This window comes from Bacillus sp. AR8-1 (assembly GCF_008042345.1).
Lineage (GTDB): Bacteria > Bacillota > Bacilli > Bacillales > Bacillaceae_G > Bacillus_A > Bacillus_A cereus.
In genome coordinates, this window is sequence record NZ_QNUB01000019.1 from 164,156 (window position 1) to 183,552 (window position 19,397).

Below are 19,397 nucleotides of genomic sequence, written 5' to 3' on the forward strand. Positions count from 1 at the left end.
TGGGTACATATGGACGACAAAGAAAAAAAGCAATCATTCGATGAAGAATTTGCCCCTGAAATTTCACCTGGATATCGGCAAGATGTACATAAGCCACCTAAATATAAAAACACTTCGTTTTTAATGGGCATTACCATTTTCGCTGCTGTATTACTCATACTTATCATTTTCGTTTATTTTTGATGAAAGGTGGCCTATTATATGAAGAGACAAAATTCCAATCGTTCCAAAAGAACTGTTAAAACACAAAAAGGATATGCAGGCGATTCTGTTCATACACTTAAACAAGTGGAGCAAGGAAATTTATATATTGCTCAAAAAGAACTTGGTCAACAAAATGAAAATCTTTAAAGGTCCTTGATTCCTTGAGGGCCTTTTTATTCCGCATTAAGTAGTACCCCCCCCAAATGATCTATTGAGCAATGAATTTCCTTTATTGTACGCGCTGCTTTTGTTCTAGCACCATAAATATATTATTAACCTTTACAATTTTCACTTCATAATTCAATTTCGCTTCTCTTACCATTTTCAGTACCCGCAACGTACGCTACAGCTTGATAGAGAAAACTCTCATCTGTCTCTTCACGTATCTCCTCGCTTGTAAATTTATACTCTAAATCTCGAAAACGATTTGGATAATAATTTTCCATTAATTGTTCATACCCTCTATTTAAAAATATTTCTTCACCTTTTCGTTTCACATCTTCTTTATTATTAAACTCAAACACTGATAGTTGTTCAGTCACAAAATGCTCTCCTACCTTTTTCATTTCATTATGAGTTAAATTTTCTATACTTTTATTCTTTAATTCCTTATTTAACTCGTAATGATCAATCGGTTTAAAGGTAGCAAAAACCTCCTCTTTATATGACCAAAACAATACAAAAGCGATACATAGAGAAATGATTAACAGTCTTTTTTTCGTAATACTCCCGCCCTTCTTCATAATGATAGCTATATTTTAACATATAGAAAGAAAATTCTGATATCATAAAGTAGAATAACTTAACTCAGAAACGAGGAACAATTATGGACTCTTACAAACATTATATAAAAGAAGCTTTGCCTAATCTTTCTATACATTCATATAAACAAAATGAAGAAGGTTGGGATAATGTAGCAATTATAGTAAATGATGAGCTACTGTTTCGTTTCCCGCGAAAAAAGGAATATGCAATGCGAATTCCGTTAGAAAAAGAACTATGCACACTTCTCTCTTGTTCACTACATGAAATTAAAGTTCCAAAGTATCACCTATTCTATAAAAAGGAGACTGATGCTATTCCGCTTTGTAGTTACTATACTCTCATTCATGGTGAACCTTTAAAAACAGAAATAGTTACTACACTAGAAAAACAAGAACGAAAAGCACTTATTACACAATTAGCAACTTTCCTTGCTGCTCTACATAGTATTCCTCTAAAAAGTGTTACAGCGTTAGGATTCCCTATTGAAAAAACACTTACCTACTGGAAAGAGCTACAAACTAAATTAAATCAGTATGTTACTAACAATCTTACTTCGTTCCAGAAATCAGCCTTAAATCGTTTATTCGAGAATTTCTTTGCCTGTCTAGCTACATCTAAATTTCAAAATACAATCATTCACGCTGATTTTACACATCATCACATTTTATTTAACAAGCAGAACAAACGCATTTCAGGTGTTATCGATTTTGGTGATGCGCAAATTGGCGATCCTGCTTTTGATTTTGCAGGACTATATTATGATTTCGGACATGAGTTTACTACATCTGTATATGAACAGTACAGTACACTTATTTCTCATCATGATCCATTACTCATTCACCGCATTACTACCTTTTATCAATATAGTCCTTTACTACATAATATTATTTATAACTTTGAATCAGAGAATGAACTCGAATTCATTACAAGTACAGAACAACTAAAAACGATATTACAGGGATGAGATTACATTCTCTCCCTATATACTCTCTCCTCATACATCATTAACTTTTTATCCATTTCAACAATAACTTTATACAATTGAAATGCCTGTAAAATTTGCAGTTGAATTTCAAAAGGAGCATTTTGTTCTTTTAACCATTGAAATACTTTCGTTTCATCTTTCATTGATTATTCCTCCCTTTATCCCGCTATTTGCGGGTAGCCCGATTGAACCCCACTGATTAAAGTTTCACTTTATTAAAATCTGCTACAAATATACCGTAAATGATGAAAAGCTTTTCATGTCAATAACAAAAAAGGATGCAAAGTTGCATCCTTTAATGAACTATATTTTTCTTCTGTTTCGCTTCTTTCTTTACTTCTTCCCCTTGGCATTCACTACGAAACGCACAACTTATACACTCAGAACGAAAATGACGCTCTGTATAATGCTCAGGTTGCTGTAACATTTCTTTCATTCTAGATAAATCAGCCATTCCAGTTATAATATCTTCCTGTTTCGGAATGTACTCATACTTAGTTCCTTCTATTAAATTAATAACTTCAATTTTTCCTGGAAGAACGCCGAAAGCTTTATAACTGAATACTGTCATTAGCTTCTGACAAAGAGCAAGCATTTCCTCATCCGCATCGACAACATACTTTTTAATTACAAACGACTCAGCATTCCACTCACCAACTTCAAATGTCAATGACATGTGGACACCTAACTCTTCCATATATGTTTGAAACTTCTCGTATAAAAACAATGGTGGTGTCTGACTATCATCCCTTTCAACAAACTGTAATAAGTGATCCGTTAGCTTCGCTAATACAATATAGTACTCCGTCTTCGAAGCAAACATATTAATCCTTACTTTTTTCCAATACTTTTCTATTAATATTAAAAGTACAATTTTCGTTTGTTGACCCGCAGGTAGCGTGTAATACTCGTTAATAATTTGATTCACAATCATTTGCGCTATTTGTTGCCATTCAAATGAAGAAGGTTCTCTTCTTTTTATATGACGAAAATAAAATTTATGCGGACACCGCATAAAATCATACAAATGATAATCTGTCATCGTTTTGATTGAGATTTTCTCATGCACTTGCTCTTCAGCTCCCTTCTGCCATTAAGAAAGGTGTTTTACAAATTCAGCTCCAAACTGTAAACATTTTTCTACATCTTCATCTTCTGGCGTTAATTCTACTTTTAGTCCTTCTAACACAACTGCCGCTCCGCGCTCTTGTAGCTTTTCTATTAAAATATCAACCGCCACTCCGTATTTCGGATAAGCCGAATCACATGATCCGAATACTGCCGCTTTTTTCCCAGTTAAATCAATAGAATCCATTGCATCATAAAAATCTAAGAAATCATCAGGAAGATCACCATCTCCCCATGTGTATGCACCTAAAATAATTCCATCATACTGTTCCAATATAGAAGCTTCTGGTGAATCCATAATATCAATAACTTCAATTTCATTTTCTGTTTCACGAATTACGCCGGCAATATGGTCAGCCATTTCCTCTGTATTTCCACTCATACTTGCAAAAATCATTACTAACTTACTCAACTGAACCTCTCCCTTTACTTTGTATCTCTTTTTCTGTTTGAATGCTCTTCTTCTCATCTACATATTCAGACCGAATTACATTTCGTTGCCATTCCATATGCTGATCAACATCTTTATTTTTATCTTTTAATCCCCTCCGTAGAAGGTGAAATTTTTTTCTCATTAACATGTCGCATCCATCCTATTGATAATAATTATCAATTTCAACTATATTTAGATTAATTGACATTGATTATCAATGTCAACAACTATTTTTAAAAAAATGATTAAAATGTACAAGCTTGTCCGTTAGCTATTCATATACTATAAATGAGCATAGTTCTTTCTCAGCCCTCTCTGACGGAAAGAAATAAAAGCAACTGCGATAGAGCGCAGTTGCCTTTTTTTGTTTTTCTATGATTTTAGTAATCTTATAGTCGTCTCTAAAAATAGCTCCACTCCACAAATTAATGCTGATTCATCCACGTCAAATTTCGGATGGTGATGTGGATAACAAGTATATATATTTTCATTACCTGTTCCTAATTTAATGAAACAACCAGGTGCTTTTCTTAAATATGCTGAAAAATCTTCCCCACCCATAGAAGGTTCAAGCTTCACAACACGCTCATTCCCAAACAAATGTAGTGCACTTTCTTCTACTATTTTCGTAATATATTCATCATTAATAACCGGATCATATCCATATCGATACGTATATGTATACGATCCTCCATGTGCTTCTGTAATTCCTTTCACAATTTTTTCGATTTTCCCTTCTGCTTCCACCCTCAATGCTTGATTAAATGAACGAACAGTTCCCATTAAAGTTGCTGTACTAGGAATAATATTGTCAGCCACTCCCCCATGAAACTGCGTAACTGAAACGACTCTTTGCATGAAAGCACTTGTATTTCTAGATACGATATGTTGTAGATTTGTAATAATCTGCGCTCCGATAGCGATAGGATCAATCGTTTCTTCTGGCCGCGCCGCATGCCCTCCTTTGCCTTGGATCTCAACTGTAAATACGTCTGGTGCTGCCATCATCGGTCCATATACAATTCCTACATTCCCACTTTCCAAGCCAGACATAACATGTAAACCTATTACATAATCAACACCGTCCATAACACCCGCCTCGACCATTTCTTGTCCACCACCAGGGTATACTTCTTCTGCATGCTGAAAGAATAGACGAATTTCTCCTACAAACTCTTCCTTCATATTATTAAGCACCTCTGCAGTACTTAATAATATAGCTGCGTGAGCATCGTGCCCACATGCATGCATCATTCCTTTATTCACAGATGTATAAGATTTACTTGTCTCCTCTTGAATTGGCAAAGCATCTATATCAGCTCGAATCGCAATTACTTTCCCTTGCTTCACACCCCTTTTGATTGCTAGTACACTATACTTCGTCGGTCTCGTTACTTCAAAAGAAGAAAATGAGCATAATGTATCATATATAAATTGCGAAGTTTCTTTTTCATGAAATGATAATTCCGGATACTTATGAAAATGCCTTCTCCATTTCACGATATTTTCTTCCGAAATTAGACTCTTCCACACTCTATTCATGATAATTTCCTCCTTTTCAAAAGAACTAGAAATTTAAAATTTTACTCCGTCTTAAATGATTAATAAAAACAAATACTGCATTTTTACGTATTCTTATAGTCCACTTTTATGTATTCACACAATCCACTTTCTATTTACATGTCAAACCCATTACAAATTCATGCTGAATGTAATATAATTGCTAAGTTAGGGATTTTCTTTTTTAGTATTTAGTGCTAATATCAGAAAAGAGCCTTTTGACTTATTTTTACCTAAAATGTGGGATTTTGTTTTTTTCACAATAATGTAGGACATGATACCTACAAAGAGCTATTATTTCATTAAGAGAGGGAAAGACATGGAAAGATTAAAAGAGATATGGTCTCGACCACTCACACAATGGGTTGCAAAGACGGTTTATTATCTTGCAATTTTATTTGCATTACTTTGGTTGTATGGATTCCATGATACAAACACAAGTACATTTATTTACAATGAATTCTAGGGTGGGAACGTTATGAAGTTATTAGAACAAATTGAAAAGTGGGCTGCAGAAACGCCTGATCAAACCGCTTTTGTTTGGCGAGATGCGAAAATTACGTACAAACAATTAAAGGAAGATTCTGATGCGTTAGCACATTGGATTTCTTCTGAGTATCCAAACGATCGTTCACCAATTATGGTGTATGGCCATATGCAACCTGAAATGATTATTAACTTTTTAGGATGTGTAAAAGCTGGACATGCTTACATTCCTGTAGATTTATCTATCCCAGCTGATCGTGTACAACGTATTGCTGAAAATTCTGGTGCGAAATTACTTTTATCGGCAACAGCAGTAACTGTAACTGATTTACCAGTTCGCATCGTAAGTGAAGACAACTTAAAAGATATTTTCTTTACTCATAAAGGGAACACTCCAAATCCTGAACATGCGGTAAAAGGTGATGAGAACTTCTACATTATTTACACATCAGGAAGCACAGGTAATCCGAAAGGGGTTCAGATTACTTATAACTGCCTTGTTAGCTTTACAAAATGGGCTGTAGAAGATTTCAACTTACAAACAGGGCAAGTATTCTTAAACCAAGCACCTTTCTCATTCGATTTATCTGTAATGGATATTTACCCATCATTAGTAACAGGTGGTACACTTTGGGCAATCGATAAAGATATGATTGCGCGTCCAAAAGACTTGTTTGCTTCTTTAGAGCAATCGGATATTCAAGTATGGACTTCCACACCTTCTTTCGCTGAAATGTGTTTAATGGAAGCATCTTTCTCTGAGAATATGCTACCGAACATGAAAACATTCTTATTCTGCGGTGAAGTGTTACCAAATGAAGTAGCTAGAAAATTAATTGAGCGTTTCCCGAAAGCAACAATTATGAATACGTATGGTCCAACAGAAGCTACTGTCGCTGTAACAGGTATTCACGTGACAGAAGAAGTGCTTGATCAATACAAATCACTTCCAGTTGGCTATTGTAAATCAGACTGTCGCCTTCTTATTATGAAAGAAGATGGCACGATTGCACCTGATGGTGAAAAAGGTGAAATCGTAATTGTCGGTCCAAGCGTAAGCGTTGGATATTTAGGAAGCCCTGAATTAACAGAAAAAGCATTTACTATGATTGACGGTGAGCGTGCCTATAAAACAGGCGATGCTGGCTATGTTGAAAATGGTCTTCTATTCTATAATGGTCGTCTTGATTTCCAAATTAAGCTGCATGGTTATCGAATGGAATTAGAAGAAATTGAGCATCACCTTCGTGCTTGTTCTTACGTAGAAGGAGCAGTTATCGTTCCAATTAAAAAAGGTGAGAAATACGATTATTTATTAGCGGTTGTTGTTCCTGGAGAGCATTCGTTTGAAAAAGAATTCAAATTAACATCTGCAATCAAAAAAGAACTCAATGAGCGATTACCAAACTACATGATTCCACGTAAATTCATGTATCAATCTTCTATTCCAATGACACCAAATGGAAAGGTAGATCGCAAAAAATTATTGAGTGAGGTTACAGCATGACCGCATATGGATCATTTTATTTTTTCGCTATAGTGGGCATTTTATTAATACCTACTATCATAGCTGGATTAAAAGGTAAAATGTTGCGTAAATATAATGCCGTTTTAACATTAGTCATGCTTGCTATTATCTTCTCAGATAAACCAAAGCAAGCAATGATGTTAGCTACATTTATTATTTGGCAATATGTCCTTATTAAAGGCTATTTAATTTTAAGAAAACAAAATAATAGTACATTCACATTTTGCATAGCTGTTATTTTATCGATTTTGCCTCTTATTTTGGCAAAAATCGCACCATTTGCATCGTTATTACCTGAGTTAAAACTTGTTGTTTTTCTAGGTATATCTTACGTAACATTCAGAGCAGTTCAAATGGTATTTGAAGTTCGCGATGGTTTAATTAAAGAGCTTTCTTTCTTTAACTTCTGGGAATTTGTTTTATTCTTCCCTGCGATTTCAACAGGACCTATCGATCGTTACCGAAGATTCCAAAAAGATATTCAAAAGCCACCTAGCGCTGAAGAATATCAAAATTTACTATATACAGGACTAAATCGTATTTTCCAAGGTTTCTTGTATAAATTTATTATTGCTTACTTAATAAAGCAATATTGCATGGATCCAGCATTCGCTCAACACGATACAATCTTTTCAAATATGATTTACATGTATAGCTATAGCTTATATCTATTCTTTGATTTTGCTGGTTATAGCTCTTTTGTAATTGGTGTAAGTTATATGATGGGAATTAAAACGCCAGAAAACTTTAATAAGCCATTCCTTAGTCGTAATATTAAAGACTTCTGGAACCGCTGGCACATGAGTTTATCATTCTGGTTCCGTGATTTTATTTACATGCGTTTCGTCTTTTTTGCAACGAAGAAAAAGTTAATTAAGAACCGTTACACAATTTCGTATATCGGTGCATTTTTAAACTTTTTCATTATGGGAATTTGGCATATCCAAGGAAGCGCTGTTGCGCAATATATTATTTATGGTCTATATCATGCCGCACTGTTTATTTTATTCGATATTTTCGAACGAAAAAACAAGAAGCATAAGTTTTGGCCAAACAATAAATTCACACGCATCCTTGCGATTGTAATTACGTTCCACGTTGTATGTTTCGGTTTCCTAATCTTCTCTGGACACCTTAACAGATACTTTTAATGCACCCTTCTTATTCCATTAAGAAGTTGCACATATAATATATTTCGGATATAAAGGAGATTTTAAAAATGGCAGAATTCAAAGAGCAAGTATTAGATATTTTAGAAGAAGTATGTGAAAACGATATTGTGAAAGAAAACTTAGATGTTCAATTATTTGAAGAAGGTATCCTTGATTCTTTCGCTGTAGTATCTTTATTAGTTGAATTCCAAGAGCGTTTAGATATTGAAGTTTCTATTTCTGATTTTGACCGTGACGAGTGGGCTACACCAAACATGGTTATTAAAAAGTTGGAAGAAATCCGATGAACAAAGCAAAATTTGGTCCGATGCTTTTAGCATTGGCCCTTTTTGCTGTATTCTTACTTATTCCAACGCGCTTCCTACTTCCACTTTTAAGTGATGAAAAAGTAGAACAAGCTGCTACTTCTTTAAAAGAAGAAAAAATTCAAAGTATGATTTTACAGCAAAAGATGTTAGCAGATCCAAAATATCTTCCGATGTACGGTTCATCGGAATTCGCACGTATGGATGCTTTCCATCCATCTAATTATTTTAAAGTAAAGCCTGAAGGATTTACGCCATTCCTTCTTGGACGCGGCGGAACACAAGACCTTGTACATGTGTTAAACTTCGCATCTACAATGGATCAATTGAAAGATAAGAAAATGGTATTCGTTCTTTCTCCGCAATGGTTTGTACCACAAGGTATTGATGAAACGCACTTTGCACCTAACTTTTCAAAGCAACAAGGTTACCATTTCATTTTCAACAATGATTTAAAACCTGAAATGAAAAAACAAATTGCAAAGCGTTTATTAAACTTTGAGATTGTAAAAAAAGAAACTTTATTAAAAATTTCGCTTGAAGGCATTGCTTATGATGATACGAAGTATAAAGTAAAAGCACTTGCTGCTAAACCTTTCGCTTATATTTATCGTAACATTTTAGATCGTAAAGATTTATTTACAGCTATGTTTAATATTAAACCGCACAAAGAAAAGCTTGATCCTTCATTAAAACAAATGAACTGGGAAGAGGCTCGTAAACATGCGGATCAAACAGGTGCAGTAGAATCTGGATCTAATGAATACGGTATTGAAGATGATTATTTCAATAGCAAAATTAAGAAAAAATTAAAGCAACGTGAAGGTTACTTAAAAAATGATGCTTATGACCAATCGCCAGAATATGAAGATTTACAAATTGTACTTGATTTATTAAAACAATCTGGTGCAAAACCACTCTTCATTTCTGTTCCTGTAAAAGGTCCTTGGTACGACTACGCTGGCTTCCCGAAAGAACGCCGCGAAGCATACTATAAGAAAGTTCATGAGCAAATTGAAAAAGCTGGTTATCCAATTGCCGACTTCTCAAATCATGAATACGATAAATACTTCTTAAAAGATCATATGCACTTAGGTTGGAAAGGCTGGGTTTACATCGACGAAGCCATCCAACAATTTTATAAAGCAAACTAATGAAAAGGCCACTTGAATTACTCAAGTGGTCTTTTTGTATATATTTTGTAATTGCTCGATTGCATTCTCCGCTTCTTTCATAACTCGCTCCACTACATGCTGAGCTGATTCGATTCGTGCCAACGATGCTGCCTGTCCTGCCCAAAGTGACATATATTCTTCCTTATTTTGCTTCGCTGCCTCTTGGCGTATTTTAGAAGTTAATACGTTTTGCACTGGATACATCGGAAGCCCTTCTTCTTTTCCTTCATGTCTCTCTATAAATTCATTCCGGATACCCCGTGCATATTTCCCGGAAAACGCACGAGTTACCGTTGTGCTCGTATCTGTACTATGTAAAACCGCTTCTTTATACACATCGTGCGTAATACTCTCTTCACTTGTTAAAAAGGCCGATCCCATTTGAACACCTTCTGCTCCTAGTGCCAATGCCGCAACAAGCCCTTTTCCGTTCATTACACCACCTGCTGCGACAATTGGGATATGCGGAACAGCCCCTACTAACTGAGGTATTAACGCAAAAGTACCAATCATAGCATCTTGTTCTTTCCCGACAAATGTTCCTCTATGCCCCCCTGCCTCGCTGCCTTGACCGACAATTATATCTACCCCTAATTCTGCAAGTACTTTCGCTTCCTTCACATGGGTAGCTGTTCCGATAACTTTTATTCCACTTCTTTTTAAATCATTTATTTCTTCTTTTTCTAACGTTTGAAATGCAAAGCTAACGACCGGTACTTTTTCATCTAATAGCACTTGTAATTGTTCCTTATAGCTTTTTGGAAGCTTTAACGTTCCTTCTACTTCTATACCTAATTCTCTATTCACTCCGCTTAGTAATACTTTCGCCTCATTTACCTTCTCTTCTTCTATTTGTATCTCTTTCGTTACAAGTAAATTAACACCGAAAGGCTTATCTGTTAGTTCTCTTATTCTATAAATCGCTTCACGAATTTGTTCTGGGCTCATATAGCCCGCTCCAAGCGTCCCTAATCCTCCGTTATTACTTACTGCTGCAACGAGTTCTGGCGTCGTAATCGCGCCTGCCATACCGGCTTGAACAACGGGATACTCAATTTTTAATATGTCTGTTACTCGACTTGTAAACATCATTTTCCCTCCTATTTCCCTTATATCTTCTTTATTTGATAAGCTTTCCCCTGCTTTTGCAAGGGTTGAACTTCATATGAAGCGAATATATTGAAAGAGAAGGAGGCTGAGCTTAATGATTTATCCAAATTCATTAAAACAAGGTGATACAGTAATGATTATTGCACCATCTGGTCCACCTACAATCGAAAATGTATTAAAAGGTGTGAATGTATTACAAGAGATGGGGTTATCCGTAATAATCGGGAAGAGTGTTTACGAGAAATATGGATTTTTAGCCGGAAGTGATCAAGTTCGGCTTGACGATATACATGAAGCATTTACAAATAATGAAGTGAAGGCAATTTTTTGTGCACGAGGTGGTTATGGAAGTGCTCGTCTTCTTCCTCACATTCAATATGAAGTTATTAGGCAGAATCCAAAAATCTTTTGGGGATATAGCGATATTACAGCTTTACATACTGCTGTTTCACGTTATGCAAAGCTTATAACATTTCATGGTCCGATGATTGAAGAACTAGGAAAAGGTATTGATTCCCTATCTTTATCCTCTTTTAATCAGCTATTCCATCCGTATTCAACCATTTTGTCTGCATCAGAATGTATCGTACCTAGCTCCCACAGTACAGTTACAAGTACGTTAGTTGGAGGAAATTTAGCTGTGTTAGCAAGTATAATTGGCTCGCCCTACGAGATAAATACGGACAATACACTTTTATTACTTGAAGACATTGGTGAAGAACCGTACCGCATTGACCGTATGTTAAATCAGCTACTTTTATCTGGAAAGTTTAATGAATGCAGGGGCGTTATTTTCACAAGTTGTCACGACTGCACTCCTTCAAAGCCATCTCAATCATTGCAAACAATATTATATGAATATTTCGCGCCATATCATATACCTGTCCTATTCGATTTACCAATTGGACATATAAGTCCAAACATCGGTATTCCACTTGGAGCTACAGCGACAATAAACACGAATAATAAAACAGTCTCTATTTCTTCTGGTATAGCCACTTCATATTCAAATTAAAAAGTAAAAGGAAAAGCGATTACGCTTTTCCTTTTACTTTTACTTATAATAATTAAAAATTCGTCCAGATGCGATATCTGCAATTTCTTCTGGAATAAATGTTTTACTTATATCAGTGCCAACATTTAATACAGCTGTAGCATCTTTCTCAATGCTACCAAATAACTCTTTCCCACGTATCGTAATAAGGGGCGTTCCTTCTGGCAACACATCTTTTACAAATTCCATTTGTGTAAAGAACGGAACGATCCATCTACCTTCTCCTTGGAAATGACGCAAACGAAGTATTCCTTCTGTTGCCCCGTCCTCTGCTTCTAGTGAACCAGCAACATAAAACTCAGTAGATAAGAGCAATTCATAAAATTCCTTTTGCTTCTGTTTATCATCCCCTGCTACAACAAGTACCTCTTCTAATTTCTTTACTGAAATTTGCTCCATATGATGCCACCCCTATTTTCAAAATGATTGTACTTAGATTATACGAAATATTCTTATTTTTTTCTACATAATTCGCAATTATTTTCTTAAAATAATTTTAACACTTCTTTTGTCGTCACAATCGTAGCAAACTCTTCATGTAAATTTACAAGTGTCATATTGTGAATATCTTCTGCACTATACTCTTTACCATCTAAACCTATACGGTTAAAAGTAGCCGTTGCATCACTCACTAAATATGTTGTAAATCCTAAATTCCCTGCCATTCGTGTCGTAGTTTCCACGCAATGATTTGTCGTTAATCCTACAACCACTACTGCATTACATTTGTTCTTTCTTAATTGCTCTTCTAAATTTGTCCCAATGAACGCGCTGTTAACGAATTTCTGAATAACCACTTCACCAAGTAGTGGTTGCACTTCTTCTTTAAAGTTTACCGTTTCCGCTCTCTCATAAAACATTGACTGAGCATTTTCTTTATTTACATGTTGAATATGAAAAACTGGTCGTTTCCTTTTTCTCCATTCTTCTAACAAAATTCTCATGTTTTCTTCAGCAAAAATATTATTTCTCTCGCCCCAATCTGGTAATTGAAATGCCTTTTGTACATCGATTATGATAAGTGCTATTTGATTTGTCATCATTTCCCCCTTAATTTGGCTGTAATTGAAATAGAAAACCAAGTTGTTGTGACGCAGTAATAAAGCAAACATAGGCGCAAAGCTCTACAATTTCTTTTTCTGTCCAATATTGTTTTAATGCGTGAAACATAGTATCATCTATTGCTTTTCGGTCATGAACAAATGTATGCGCAAAAGTAACGGCTACACCAATCTCCTCTGCCTTTTGCACATCATCAGGTCTTCCCTTTGCCATACAGTACAGACATTCATTCCCATACGCTAATGTTCTTCTCACTTGCTCCTTCAACTCTGCTGAAAGAGTTCCTTTATTGTACAGTGTATCTTCTAACTTACTCCACGAGTGTAATATATCCGAATTATGCCCTAATAACTTTTGAAACTTTGTATCTCCTACATTTGATAATGAAATTCTCTCCATCATTTCCCCTCCTATTTCCTTCTGTTTTATTGTAAAATAAATAACGTTCACTTTACATTTCATATGAATCTTAATTTATATTTTTCCTTTACAAAAATCATTATTTTACTGGAGGTATATTTACAAATGCAACTAGACCGTGTTGATCGAAAAATTTTAAATGAATTATATAATGATAGTCGCCTTTCTATGCGTGAATTGGCGAAACGAGTAAACTTATCTGCTCCGTCTACTGCAGAACGTGTTCGTAAACTTGAAAGTGAAGGCGTTATTCAAAAATATACAATCGATATCGACTATAAAAAAGCAGGACTAGTTTTAGATTGTATTTTAGAAATCACTTTAAAAAATGGTGATACAACACGTATGCAACAGTTTATTCAGTCTTATCCATCTGCAAGTTTTTGTTACCGAGTAACAGGAAGCTTATGCTACATTGTAAAAATTTCTGTTCCTTCACTCGTTGAACTTGAAGAATTTATCAATGATGTTTCTTCATATGCAACGACCGTTTCTCATATCGTATTATCAGAAGTATCTCTTACTCCTGATATTGAACATATCTTCCCAGAAGATTAATTTATTTTTATTCATAAATTATAAAAAAACCCCTTACAATAAGAATAAAAATAATATATTATGTATTAAAATACATAATATTTGAGAAAGGGGCTTTACATTGAAAATCTGGTTTTATGAAAAAACGGCACAATTAGATGACTTGCTTGGTATTTGGGACAATGTTCCGACCATCCCGCGAATTGGTGAAAAAGTGGAGATTTTAAAGACAGTCCGCACTGTTACAGATATTAAATATGTAAAGAACGGTAATAATTTTCGTGTAGAAATTATTACAAATTAAAAAGTAGCTCCTAAGAGCTACTTTTTAATTATCTATTATGTGCTTTCTTTATAACGATTTTATCTTCTTCTACAGCTACTGTTACATAATCATTTTCTTCTAACCGAAGCTTATTTACAGCCTCATCTGGTAACTCTATGGCCATCAATCTATCGGTTACGATCACTTGACTATACACTTCATTTTCTTGTGATGAATTCACTACTTTTTGCTCATTTATAAAACGTACTGGTGGCACGCCAACTTCTTTTACTGTACGCCATTGTTTCCAAACATACGGAATTAACCATAGTAATCCAACAACTGTAAGACCGATACCAATCCATAAATTACTTTGCGCTTGTAATTCAGTAATTGAGATTGTACCACTTTCTTCTCCACCGAAAAATTGCATACTTGTTGCAATCAAATTATTTAGAGCGTGCACAGCTATATTCGTCCATATATTTTTTGTTTTTATGTATAAAAGACACATAACGACACCAAACATGAACGCACCAATAACATCAAAATGTCCTAGGCCAAAAATAATTGAAGATATAATTACAGCTTTTTTAATTCCCCATTTATGAGCCATCCGCTGTAAGAAAAATCCCCTAAAAATAACCTCTTCCATAATAGGTGCTAACACACATGCTGAAATGAAAGTAAATATCGTCATATATACGTTACTCGTATTAATAACATTTCCGTCTTCTAGCATAGTAACTAAGAAATTCGGTAACGTATGTGCTAATATGTAAAATTGAATCTGAGATATGCCAACTGAAAAAATCATCCCCATTATCGTTGCTAATACAATTAATCCCCAAGATAAACGTCCTGGCTTATCAAAAAAACTGTTAAATACAACATTATTTTTATTTGTTTTTACGTATAGCCAAAGTAACGGAAATACAAAAAATACAGTTATTTGTGAAATAACCTCCATCGTATTCTCAGAAACATTTGCTAGACCTAATGGTATCATTATAAGGAACACCCCTATAATCATCCATCCAAAAAAGCTACGTAGCCTTATACGTGAAAATGCATAGTGCATATAGAACACCCCCAAAGATAGTAAAAATAAAATAAAACTTTAATCAGTACTTTATAGGCAATCCTTTCCCTATAAATAGCAGGATAACTAAATTATAATATGAATATAGTTGAAATCCTTCCTATTTTTCTCAAATCATTTCAAACAGCATAGCTCTTAAAATACCATATCGCTGTTCTTCAAGTTGCAATCCAAGTGAAATTTATGTAATAAAAATCCCCGTTTTTACAAGCGGGGATTTCTTTTATTATAATACGTCACGTTTTTGGAATAATGCACTTGATGCTACAAGTAACACAACAAAGTATGCAGCTACAAGTAATAATGAAGTTGTAAACGTAAATTCTGTAAATGTTGGTTCCATTCCACCATTGATTAATTTATTACTATCGTAAGCTCTTAAATCCAAATGGCTGAATACTACAAACTTCGCTACACCTTTTGCAAACATCATTAATACCATGTTAATTGTACCTTGTAAGAATAATAGAAACATCGTAATAATTATTGGTAATACAGACTTTCTAAATACGTTTGCTAAGAAAAATGCAAGTGTTGCAAAGAAAAATGGTGATAACAGCTGATATACAATTGTTTTTAAAACAATTCCTAACGTTAATTCAGTTTTACTACCGTCCATTACAATTACACCAATAATCATAGCAATTAACGTACTAGCAAATACGATAAATAACATCGTTAATAATACTGTAATATATTTAGAAAATAAAATTATCATTCGTTTTCTTGGACGAATTAATAATTGCTTAATCGTTCCTTTTTGGAATTCATCTGTAATTGTACGAGAAGCTATTGTAATTCCAAAGATCGTTGTGAATATCATAATTAAGCCGATATTTGAACTTGCAAAATCTAAGTAAGATCCACTTAAGCTACCAGCGTCGCCCCATTTCGCCAATACTACTGTTCCTAAAATCTCCAATAAAGCAATGACACCAATTAAAATATACATACCTTTTTTCGCATGCAACTTTAAAAATTCATTTTGAATTAATTTAAACATTACGCTTTCACTCCCCCAGTAATCGCTAAGAACTCATCCTCTAACGTTTTATTTTGAACAGTAACGCCATATACAAGCACATCAGCATGAACAAGTTTTTTTACAAGTTGCGGAATGTTGTCTTTTGTTACAGATGCTACAATTACATTCCCTTTTGCTTTGCCTTTAATGATTTCATTTGCTTTCTGAACTTCATCTACTTCAAACGCTACAACGACTGCCTCATCATGTTTCACTTTTTCATGTAAGTTGTACTCTTGTACAAACTCACCTTGTTTAATAATAACAACGCGATCACACATTAATTCAATTTCACTCAATAAGTGACTTGATACGATTACAGCAATATTCTCTTCTTTCGCTAAACGTTGTAAATAATCACGAATTTGGCGAATACCAGCTGGATCTAATCCATTTGTCGGCTCATCTAAAATTAAGATTTTCGGCTGATGAAGTAATGCCTGTGCAATTCCTAAACGTTGTTTCATACCAAGTGAATATGTTTTCACCTTTTTATGAATCGCATGCTCTAATTCAACAAGCTTTACAATCTCAGCAATGCGCTCTTTACTAATTGGTGTAATGGCCATATTCGCAAAATGCTTTAAGTTTTGCATTCCTGTCATATAATCATATAGTTCAGGATTTTCTACAATCGCTCCAATTTGCTCTAGTGCCTTTTCACGCTCCGAGCGAATACTATGTCCACAAATTGTAATATCGCCCTCTGTCATTGAAATAAGACCTGTCATCATACGGATCGTCGTCGTCTTACCGCTACCGTTCGGCCCAAGGAATCCGTATACTTCTCCTTCACGAACCTCAAATGATAAACCACGAATAATTTCCGTTCCACCAATCTTTTTTCGAACATTCTCTAACTTTACTACTACGTTTCCCAATGCTGATTCCTCCTTTAGACTTCTAGTTTTTTATCGACTATGTGACCTGTAACTACTAGTAATATAATTGTTAATAAACAATTAAAAAATAGATTTAAAATTGTAATCTCTGTACCAGAATAAAATGATGTATTTAAAAAACCATTTTGATCTATAAATCCAATATTATTTATAGCAAACACATACTTTTCTATTTGCTGAAAAATATATGTTATTCCCCCATTAAATGCGGTAAAAATGACGAATAAAACTAAACAAGCAACTTTATTCATCGATGATTTCACATTTAATAGTTTTACAATTACTATAATAAAATAAATAGAAACTAGCATATTAAGAAAATCTAGTCCCCATAAGAAAATAGATAACATATGATGTAATATTCCATAATTATATAAACTGTGTATTGCTTGCTGAATACCTAAATTAGTTTTTCCATTGTAAATATTTAAAGAAAAATAGTATAGAAAAATGATTCCTATTCCTAGCAAAATCATAAAGAGTAGTACACAGAATAAAATATTTGCACATATATACTTTTTTGCTGAAATAGAAGTATAACGTAGCATAGAATTTTTTAACATTTTCCGAAAAGACGATATACCTGTTAAAAGAATTGCAAATCCATTTATACCTAGTACGATAAAGAATATAATAATAATTATATCTTGCCTACCTGAAATTCTAACTCCTGAAACTCCTTTCATATTAAATAAAAGAATTAATGAAACTGTAATAAAACCAAAGTAAATAATGGCTATCTTTCTCTTATTACAATTATACAGATAAAGAAAAAGCTGACTCATTTCTCATAGGCCTCCTTAAACAGCTCATGTACTGCTTTACCCTTTTGAAATCGTAGTTCTTCCACATTTTCATGTAATATTATTTCTCCATCTTTCAAAAAGATTACTTCATCGAATATATTTTCGATTTCTCTTATTAAATGAGTCGATATAAGTAGCGTACAATCTTCACGATAAAATTTAAGTATTAACTCAAGTACATGTTCTCTAGAAACAAGATCTATCCCGCCCAATGGCTCATCCAGTACGTATAGCTTCGCTTTTCGAGAAAATGTTAAAATGATTTGCAGCTTCTCTATCATACCTTTTGACAATGCTGTAATTTTTTCTTCTAACGGTATTTTAAATTCTGCAATCGTATCTACCGCTTTTTGAATATCGAAGTCTTTATAAAAATCCCGGTAGAAAAATAAAGCGTCTTTTACAGTCATCCAATCATCAAAGACTGGCTTATCGGACATAAATGAAACGATTTCTTTCGTCTGTAATCCTACCTTTTTACCGTCTATTGTGATACTGCCTTCAGAAGGGTGTTGCAAGCCTGCAATCATTTTCAATAACGTTGTTTTCCCGCTCCCGTTATCTCCAACAAGCCCAACGATTTTCCCTTCCGTAATCTCTATGTTTAATTCACGGATCACTGCTTTTAATCCGTATCTCTTCCATAAGTTTTCTATTTTTAATAGCTCTGTCATTGGCTCTCCTCCCTCTTATCATGTAATGAAGAACGAAGAATTGTAAGAATTTCTTCTTCTGAAAAACCTAAATTGTTCATTCCATCTATAAAAGAATGAAGTAATTCTTTCGCCATCTCTTTTCGCAGCTCCATAATTTTCTCCCCTTCATTCGTTACATACCGTCCCATTCCTCTACGTGTTACAACAACTCCATCCCGTTCTAGCTCTTGAAATGTACGCTGAATCGTATTTGGATTCACTTGTAATTCACTCGCTAATTCACGGACAGAGGGAATTTTATCACCAGGCAATAAATGTCCTGTTACGATCTCTTTTTTTATGTATTCCATTACCTGAATGTAAATTGGTATATTTGGAGAAAACTCTATTTTCATTTCTTCCCTCCTTTTGTATCGGTGTACTAGTTAAATAATACACCGATACAAAAAGTTTGTAAATACCCATTTAATTACAAAAAGTTCTATCCGTTAACCGAATAGAACTTCCCAAACATAAATCGCTATATAGAAATAATAGTGTTATGTAAACAAAATTATAAAGAAAAGCTGTCTGAATAAGACAGCTTTTCTTTATAATCCTATATTAAAAGTTAAACACGAAGTCATCGTCAGCTAACTTTTCAACGATCGCTACATAGAAATAATAGTGTTATGTAAACAAAATTATAAAGAAAAGCTGTCTTATCAATGAATAAGAC

General features: G+C 34.1%; 26 protein-coding genes and 1 pseudogene. 11 read left to right on the forward strand and 16 right to left on the reverse strand.

What is annotated here, in order from left to right; genetic code table 11:
- Window positions 1-9 precede the first annotated feature (9 nt).
- Together DN400_RS15915 and DN400_RS29495 are read left to right on the forward strand one after the other, a co-directional pair.
- Window positions 10-183: a hypothetical protein gene (locus DN400_RS15915; protein ID WP_000341062.1), complete on the forward strand. Its 174-nt coding sequence runs from the start codon at window positions 10-12 to the stop codon at window positions 181-183.
- A gap of 18 nt (window positions 184-201) precedes the next feature.
- Window positions 202-351, forward strand: a complete 150-nt coding sequence (locus DN400_RS29495) for a hypothetical protein (protein WP_000828707.1) — start codon at window positions 202-204, stop codon at window positions 349-351.
- An 82-nt stretch (window positions 352-433) separates the two neighbouring features.
- Here the strand turns inward: DN400_RS29495 and DN400_RS15920 are convergent.
- Window positions 434-947: pseudogene (locus tag DN400_RS15920) on the reverse strand (biotin transporter BioY).
- Window positions 948-1,030: 83 nt separating this feature from the next.
- Between DN400_RS15920 and DN400_RS15925 the strand changes: the two are divergent.
- Entirely contained in the window at window positions 1,031-1,933 is a 903-nt protein-coding gene (locus DN400_RS15925) for an aminoglycoside phosphotransferase family protein (protein ID WP_065228504.1), read from the forward strand.
- Between the two features lie 2 nt (window positions 1,934-1,935).
- Here DN400_RS15925 and DN400_RS29500 read toward each other — a convergent pair whose 3' ends face one another.
- The 5 genes from DN400_RS29500 to DN400_RS15940 form a co-directional block, all read right to left on the reverse strand.
- Window positions 1,936-2,097 (reverse strand): hypothetical protein, encoded by a 162-nt coding sequence (locus DN400_RS29500; protein WP_000651086.1) that lies wholly within the window; start codon window positions 2,095-2,097, stop codon window positions 1,936-1,938.
- A 152-nt stretch (window positions 2,098-2,249) separates the two neighbouring features.
- Entirely contained in the window at window positions 2,250-3,023 is a 774-nt protein-coding gene (locus DN400_RS15930) for a hypothetical protein (protein ID WP_000544579.1), read from the reverse strand.
- 24 nt (window positions 3,024-3,047) lie between these two features.
- Window positions 3,048-3,494 carry a flavodoxin gene (locus DN400_RS15935; RefSeq protein ID WP_000041153.1) on the reverse strand — a complete coding sequence of 149 codons (447 nt, stop codon included), beginning with the start codon at window positions 3,492-3,494 and terminating at the stop codon, window positions 3,048-3,050.
- Window positions 3,487-3,663: a hypothetical protein gene (locus DN400_RS29505; protein ID WP_000929009.1), complete on the reverse strand. Its 177-nt coding sequence runs from the start codon at window positions 3,661-3,663 to the stop codon at window positions 3,487-3,489. The genes DN400_RS15935 and DN400_RS29505 overlap by 8 nt, the downstream gene beginning before the upstream one ends.
- A gap of 224 nt (window positions 3,664-3,887) precedes the next feature.
- The gene (locus DN400_RS15940) at window positions 3,888-5,057 is read right to left on the reverse strand and encodes an amidohydrolase (RefSeq protein WP_001082811.1); all 1,170 of its coding nucleotides are present in this window, start codon (window positions 5,055-5,057) and stop codon (window positions 3,888-3,890) included.
- Window positions 5,058-5,394: 337 nt separating this feature from the next.
- On the opposite strand from DN400_RS15940, the gene DN400_RS15945 reads away from it, so the two are divergent.
- From DN400_RS15945 to dltD, 5 genes are all read left to right on the forward strand, one after another.
- On the forward strand, window positions 5,395-5,541 hold the full coding sequence (locus DN400_RS15945; protein ID WP_000440293.1) for a teichoic acid D-Ala incorporation-associated protein DltX: 147 nt from the start codon (window positions 5,395-5,397) through the stop codon (window positions 5,539-5,541).
- Window positions 5,542-5,553: 12 nt separating this feature from the next.
- On the forward strand, window positions 5,554-7,068 hold the full coding sequence (gene dltA / locus DN400_RS15950; RefSeq protein ID WP_147801744.1) for a D-alanine--poly(phosphoribitol) ligase subunit DltA: 1,515 nt from the start codon (window positions 5,554-5,556) through the stop codon (window positions 7,066-7,068).
- Window positions 7,065-8,240, forward strand: coding sequence for a D-alanyl-lipoteichoic acid biosynthesis protein DltB (gene dltB, locus DN400_RS15955; protein ID WP_065228503.1), 1,176 nt, complete (start codon window positions 7,065-7,067; stop codon window positions 8,238-8,240). The genes dltA and dltB overlap by 4 nt, the downstream gene beginning before the upstream one ends.
- A gap of 68 nt (window positions 8,241-8,308) precedes the next feature.
- Window positions 8,309-8,548, forward strand: coding sequence for a D-alanine--poly(phosphoribitol) ligase subunit DltC (gene dltC / locus DN400_RS15960; protein ID WP_000807310.1), 240 nt, complete (start codon window positions 8,309-8,311; stop codon window positions 8,546-8,548).
- Window positions 8,545-9,720 carry a D-alanyl-lipoteichoic acid biosynthesis protein DltD gene (gene dltD, locus DN400_RS15965; RefSeq protein ID WP_001030272.1) on the forward strand — a complete coding sequence of 392 codons (1,176 nt, stop codon included), beginning with the start codon at window positions 8,545-8,547 and terminating at the stop codon, window positions 9,718-9,720. The genes dltC and dltD overlap by 4 nt, the downstream gene beginning before the upstream one ends.
- A 21-nt stretch (window positions 9,721-9,741) precedes the next feature.
- Here the strand turns inward: dltD and DN400_RS15970 are convergent, their stop codons facing one another.
- Entirely contained in the window at window positions 9,742-10,830 is a 1,089-nt protein-coding gene (locus tag DN400_RS15970) for an NAD(P)H-dependent flavin oxidoreductase (protein ID WP_000495269.1), read from the reverse strand.
- A gap of 115 nt (window positions 10,831-10,945) precedes the next feature.
- Here DN400_RS15970 and DN400_RS15975 point away from each other — a divergent pair, with 115 nt between their 5' ends.
- Window positions 10,946-11,866 (forward strand): S66 peptidase family protein, encoded by a 921-nt coding sequence (locus DN400_RS15975; protein ID WP_098907797.1) that lies wholly within the window; start codon window positions 10,946-10,948, stop codon window positions 11,864-11,866.
- 39 nt (window positions 11,867-11,905) lie between these two features.
- Here DN400_RS15975 and DN400_RS15980 read toward each other — a convergent pair whose 3' ends face one another.
- The 3 genes from DN400_RS15980 to DN400_RS15990 form a co-directional block, all read right to left on the reverse strand.
- Window positions 11,906-12,304 carry an SseB family protein gene (locus DN400_RS15980; protein WP_000435265.1) on the reverse strand — a complete coding sequence of 133 codons (399 nt, stop codon included), beginning with the start codon at window positions 12,302-12,304 and terminating at the stop codon, window positions 11,906-11,908.
- A gap of 86 nt (window positions 12,305-12,390) precedes the next feature.
- Window positions 12,391-12,945, reverse strand: coding sequence for a cysteine hydrolase family protein (locus DN400_RS15985; RefSeq protein ID WP_000184436.1), 555 nt, complete (start codon window positions 12,943-12,945; stop codon window positions 12,391-12,393).
- A gap of 10 nt (window positions 12,946-12,955) precedes the next feature.
- On the reverse strand, window positions 12,956-13,369 hold the full coding sequence (locus DN400_RS15990) for a carboxymuconolactone decarboxylase family protein (protein ID WP_072939645.1): 414 nt from the start codon (window positions 13,367-13,369) through the stop codon (window positions 12,956-12,958).
- Window positions 13,370-13,492: 123 nt separating this feature from the next.
- Between DN400_RS15990 and DN400_RS15995 the strand changes: the two genes are divergently transcribed.
- Window positions 13,493-13,945 (forward strand): Lrp/AsnC family transcriptional regulator, encoded by a 453-nt coding sequence (locus DN400_RS15995; protein WP_001175498.1) that lies wholly within the window; start codon window positions 13,493-13,495, stop codon window positions 13,943-13,945.
- 100 nt (window positions 13,946-14,045) lie between these two features.
- Entirely contained in the window at window positions 14,046-14,228 is a 183-nt protein-coding gene (locus tag DN400_RS16000) for a DUF3913 family protein (RefSeq protein WP_000707107.1), read from the forward strand.
- A 28-nt stretch (window positions 14,229-14,256) separates the two neighbouring features.
- On the opposite strand, the gene DN400_RS16005 is transcribed toward DN400_RS16000, so the two are convergent.
- The 6 genes from DN400_RS16005 to DN400_RS16030 form a co-directional block, all read right to left on the reverse strand.
- Entirely contained in the window at window positions 14,257-15,270 is a 1,014-nt protein-coding gene (locus DN400_RS16005; protein WP_000558812.1) for a CPBP family intramembrane glutamic endopeptidase, read from the reverse strand.
- Window positions 15,271-15,517: 247 nt separating this feature from the next.
- The gene (locus DN400_RS16010) at window positions 15,518-16,294 is read right to left on the reverse strand and encodes an ABC transporter permease (protein WP_071714550.1); all 777 of its coding nucleotides are present in this window, start codon (window positions 16,292-16,294) and stop codon (window positions 15,518-15,520) included.
- On the reverse strand, window positions 16,294-17,196 hold the full coding sequence (locus tag DN400_RS16015) for an ABC transporter ATP-binding protein (protein ID WP_000528788.1): 903 nt from the start codon (window positions 17,194-17,196) through the stop codon (window positions 16,294-16,296). The genes DN400_RS16010 and DN400_RS16015 overlap by 1 nt, the downstream gene beginning before the upstream one ends.
- Before the next feature lie 14 nt (window positions 17,197-17,210).
- Complete coding sequence (locus DN400_RS16020) at window positions 17,211-18,002, reverse strand: hypothetical protein (protein WP_000080431.1); 792 nt, start codon at window positions 18,000-18,002, stop codon at window positions 17,211-17,213.
- Window positions 17,999-18,697, reverse strand: coding sequence for an ABC transporter ATP-binding protein (locus DN400_RS16025; RefSeq protein ID WP_000137746.1), 699 nt, complete (start codon window positions 18,695-18,697; stop codon window positions 17,999-18,001). Before DN400_RS16025 ends, DN400_RS16020 begins: the two co-directional genes overlap by 4 nt.
- Window positions 18,694-19,074 (reverse strand): GntR family transcriptional regulator, encoded by a 381-nt coding sequence (locus DN400_RS16030; RefSeq protein WP_147801745.1) that lies wholly within the window; start codon window positions 19,072-19,074, stop codon window positions 18,694-18,696. Before DN400_RS16030 ends, DN400_RS16025 begins: the two co-directional genes overlap by 4 nt.
- Window positions 19,075-19,397 lie beyond the last annotated feature (323 nt).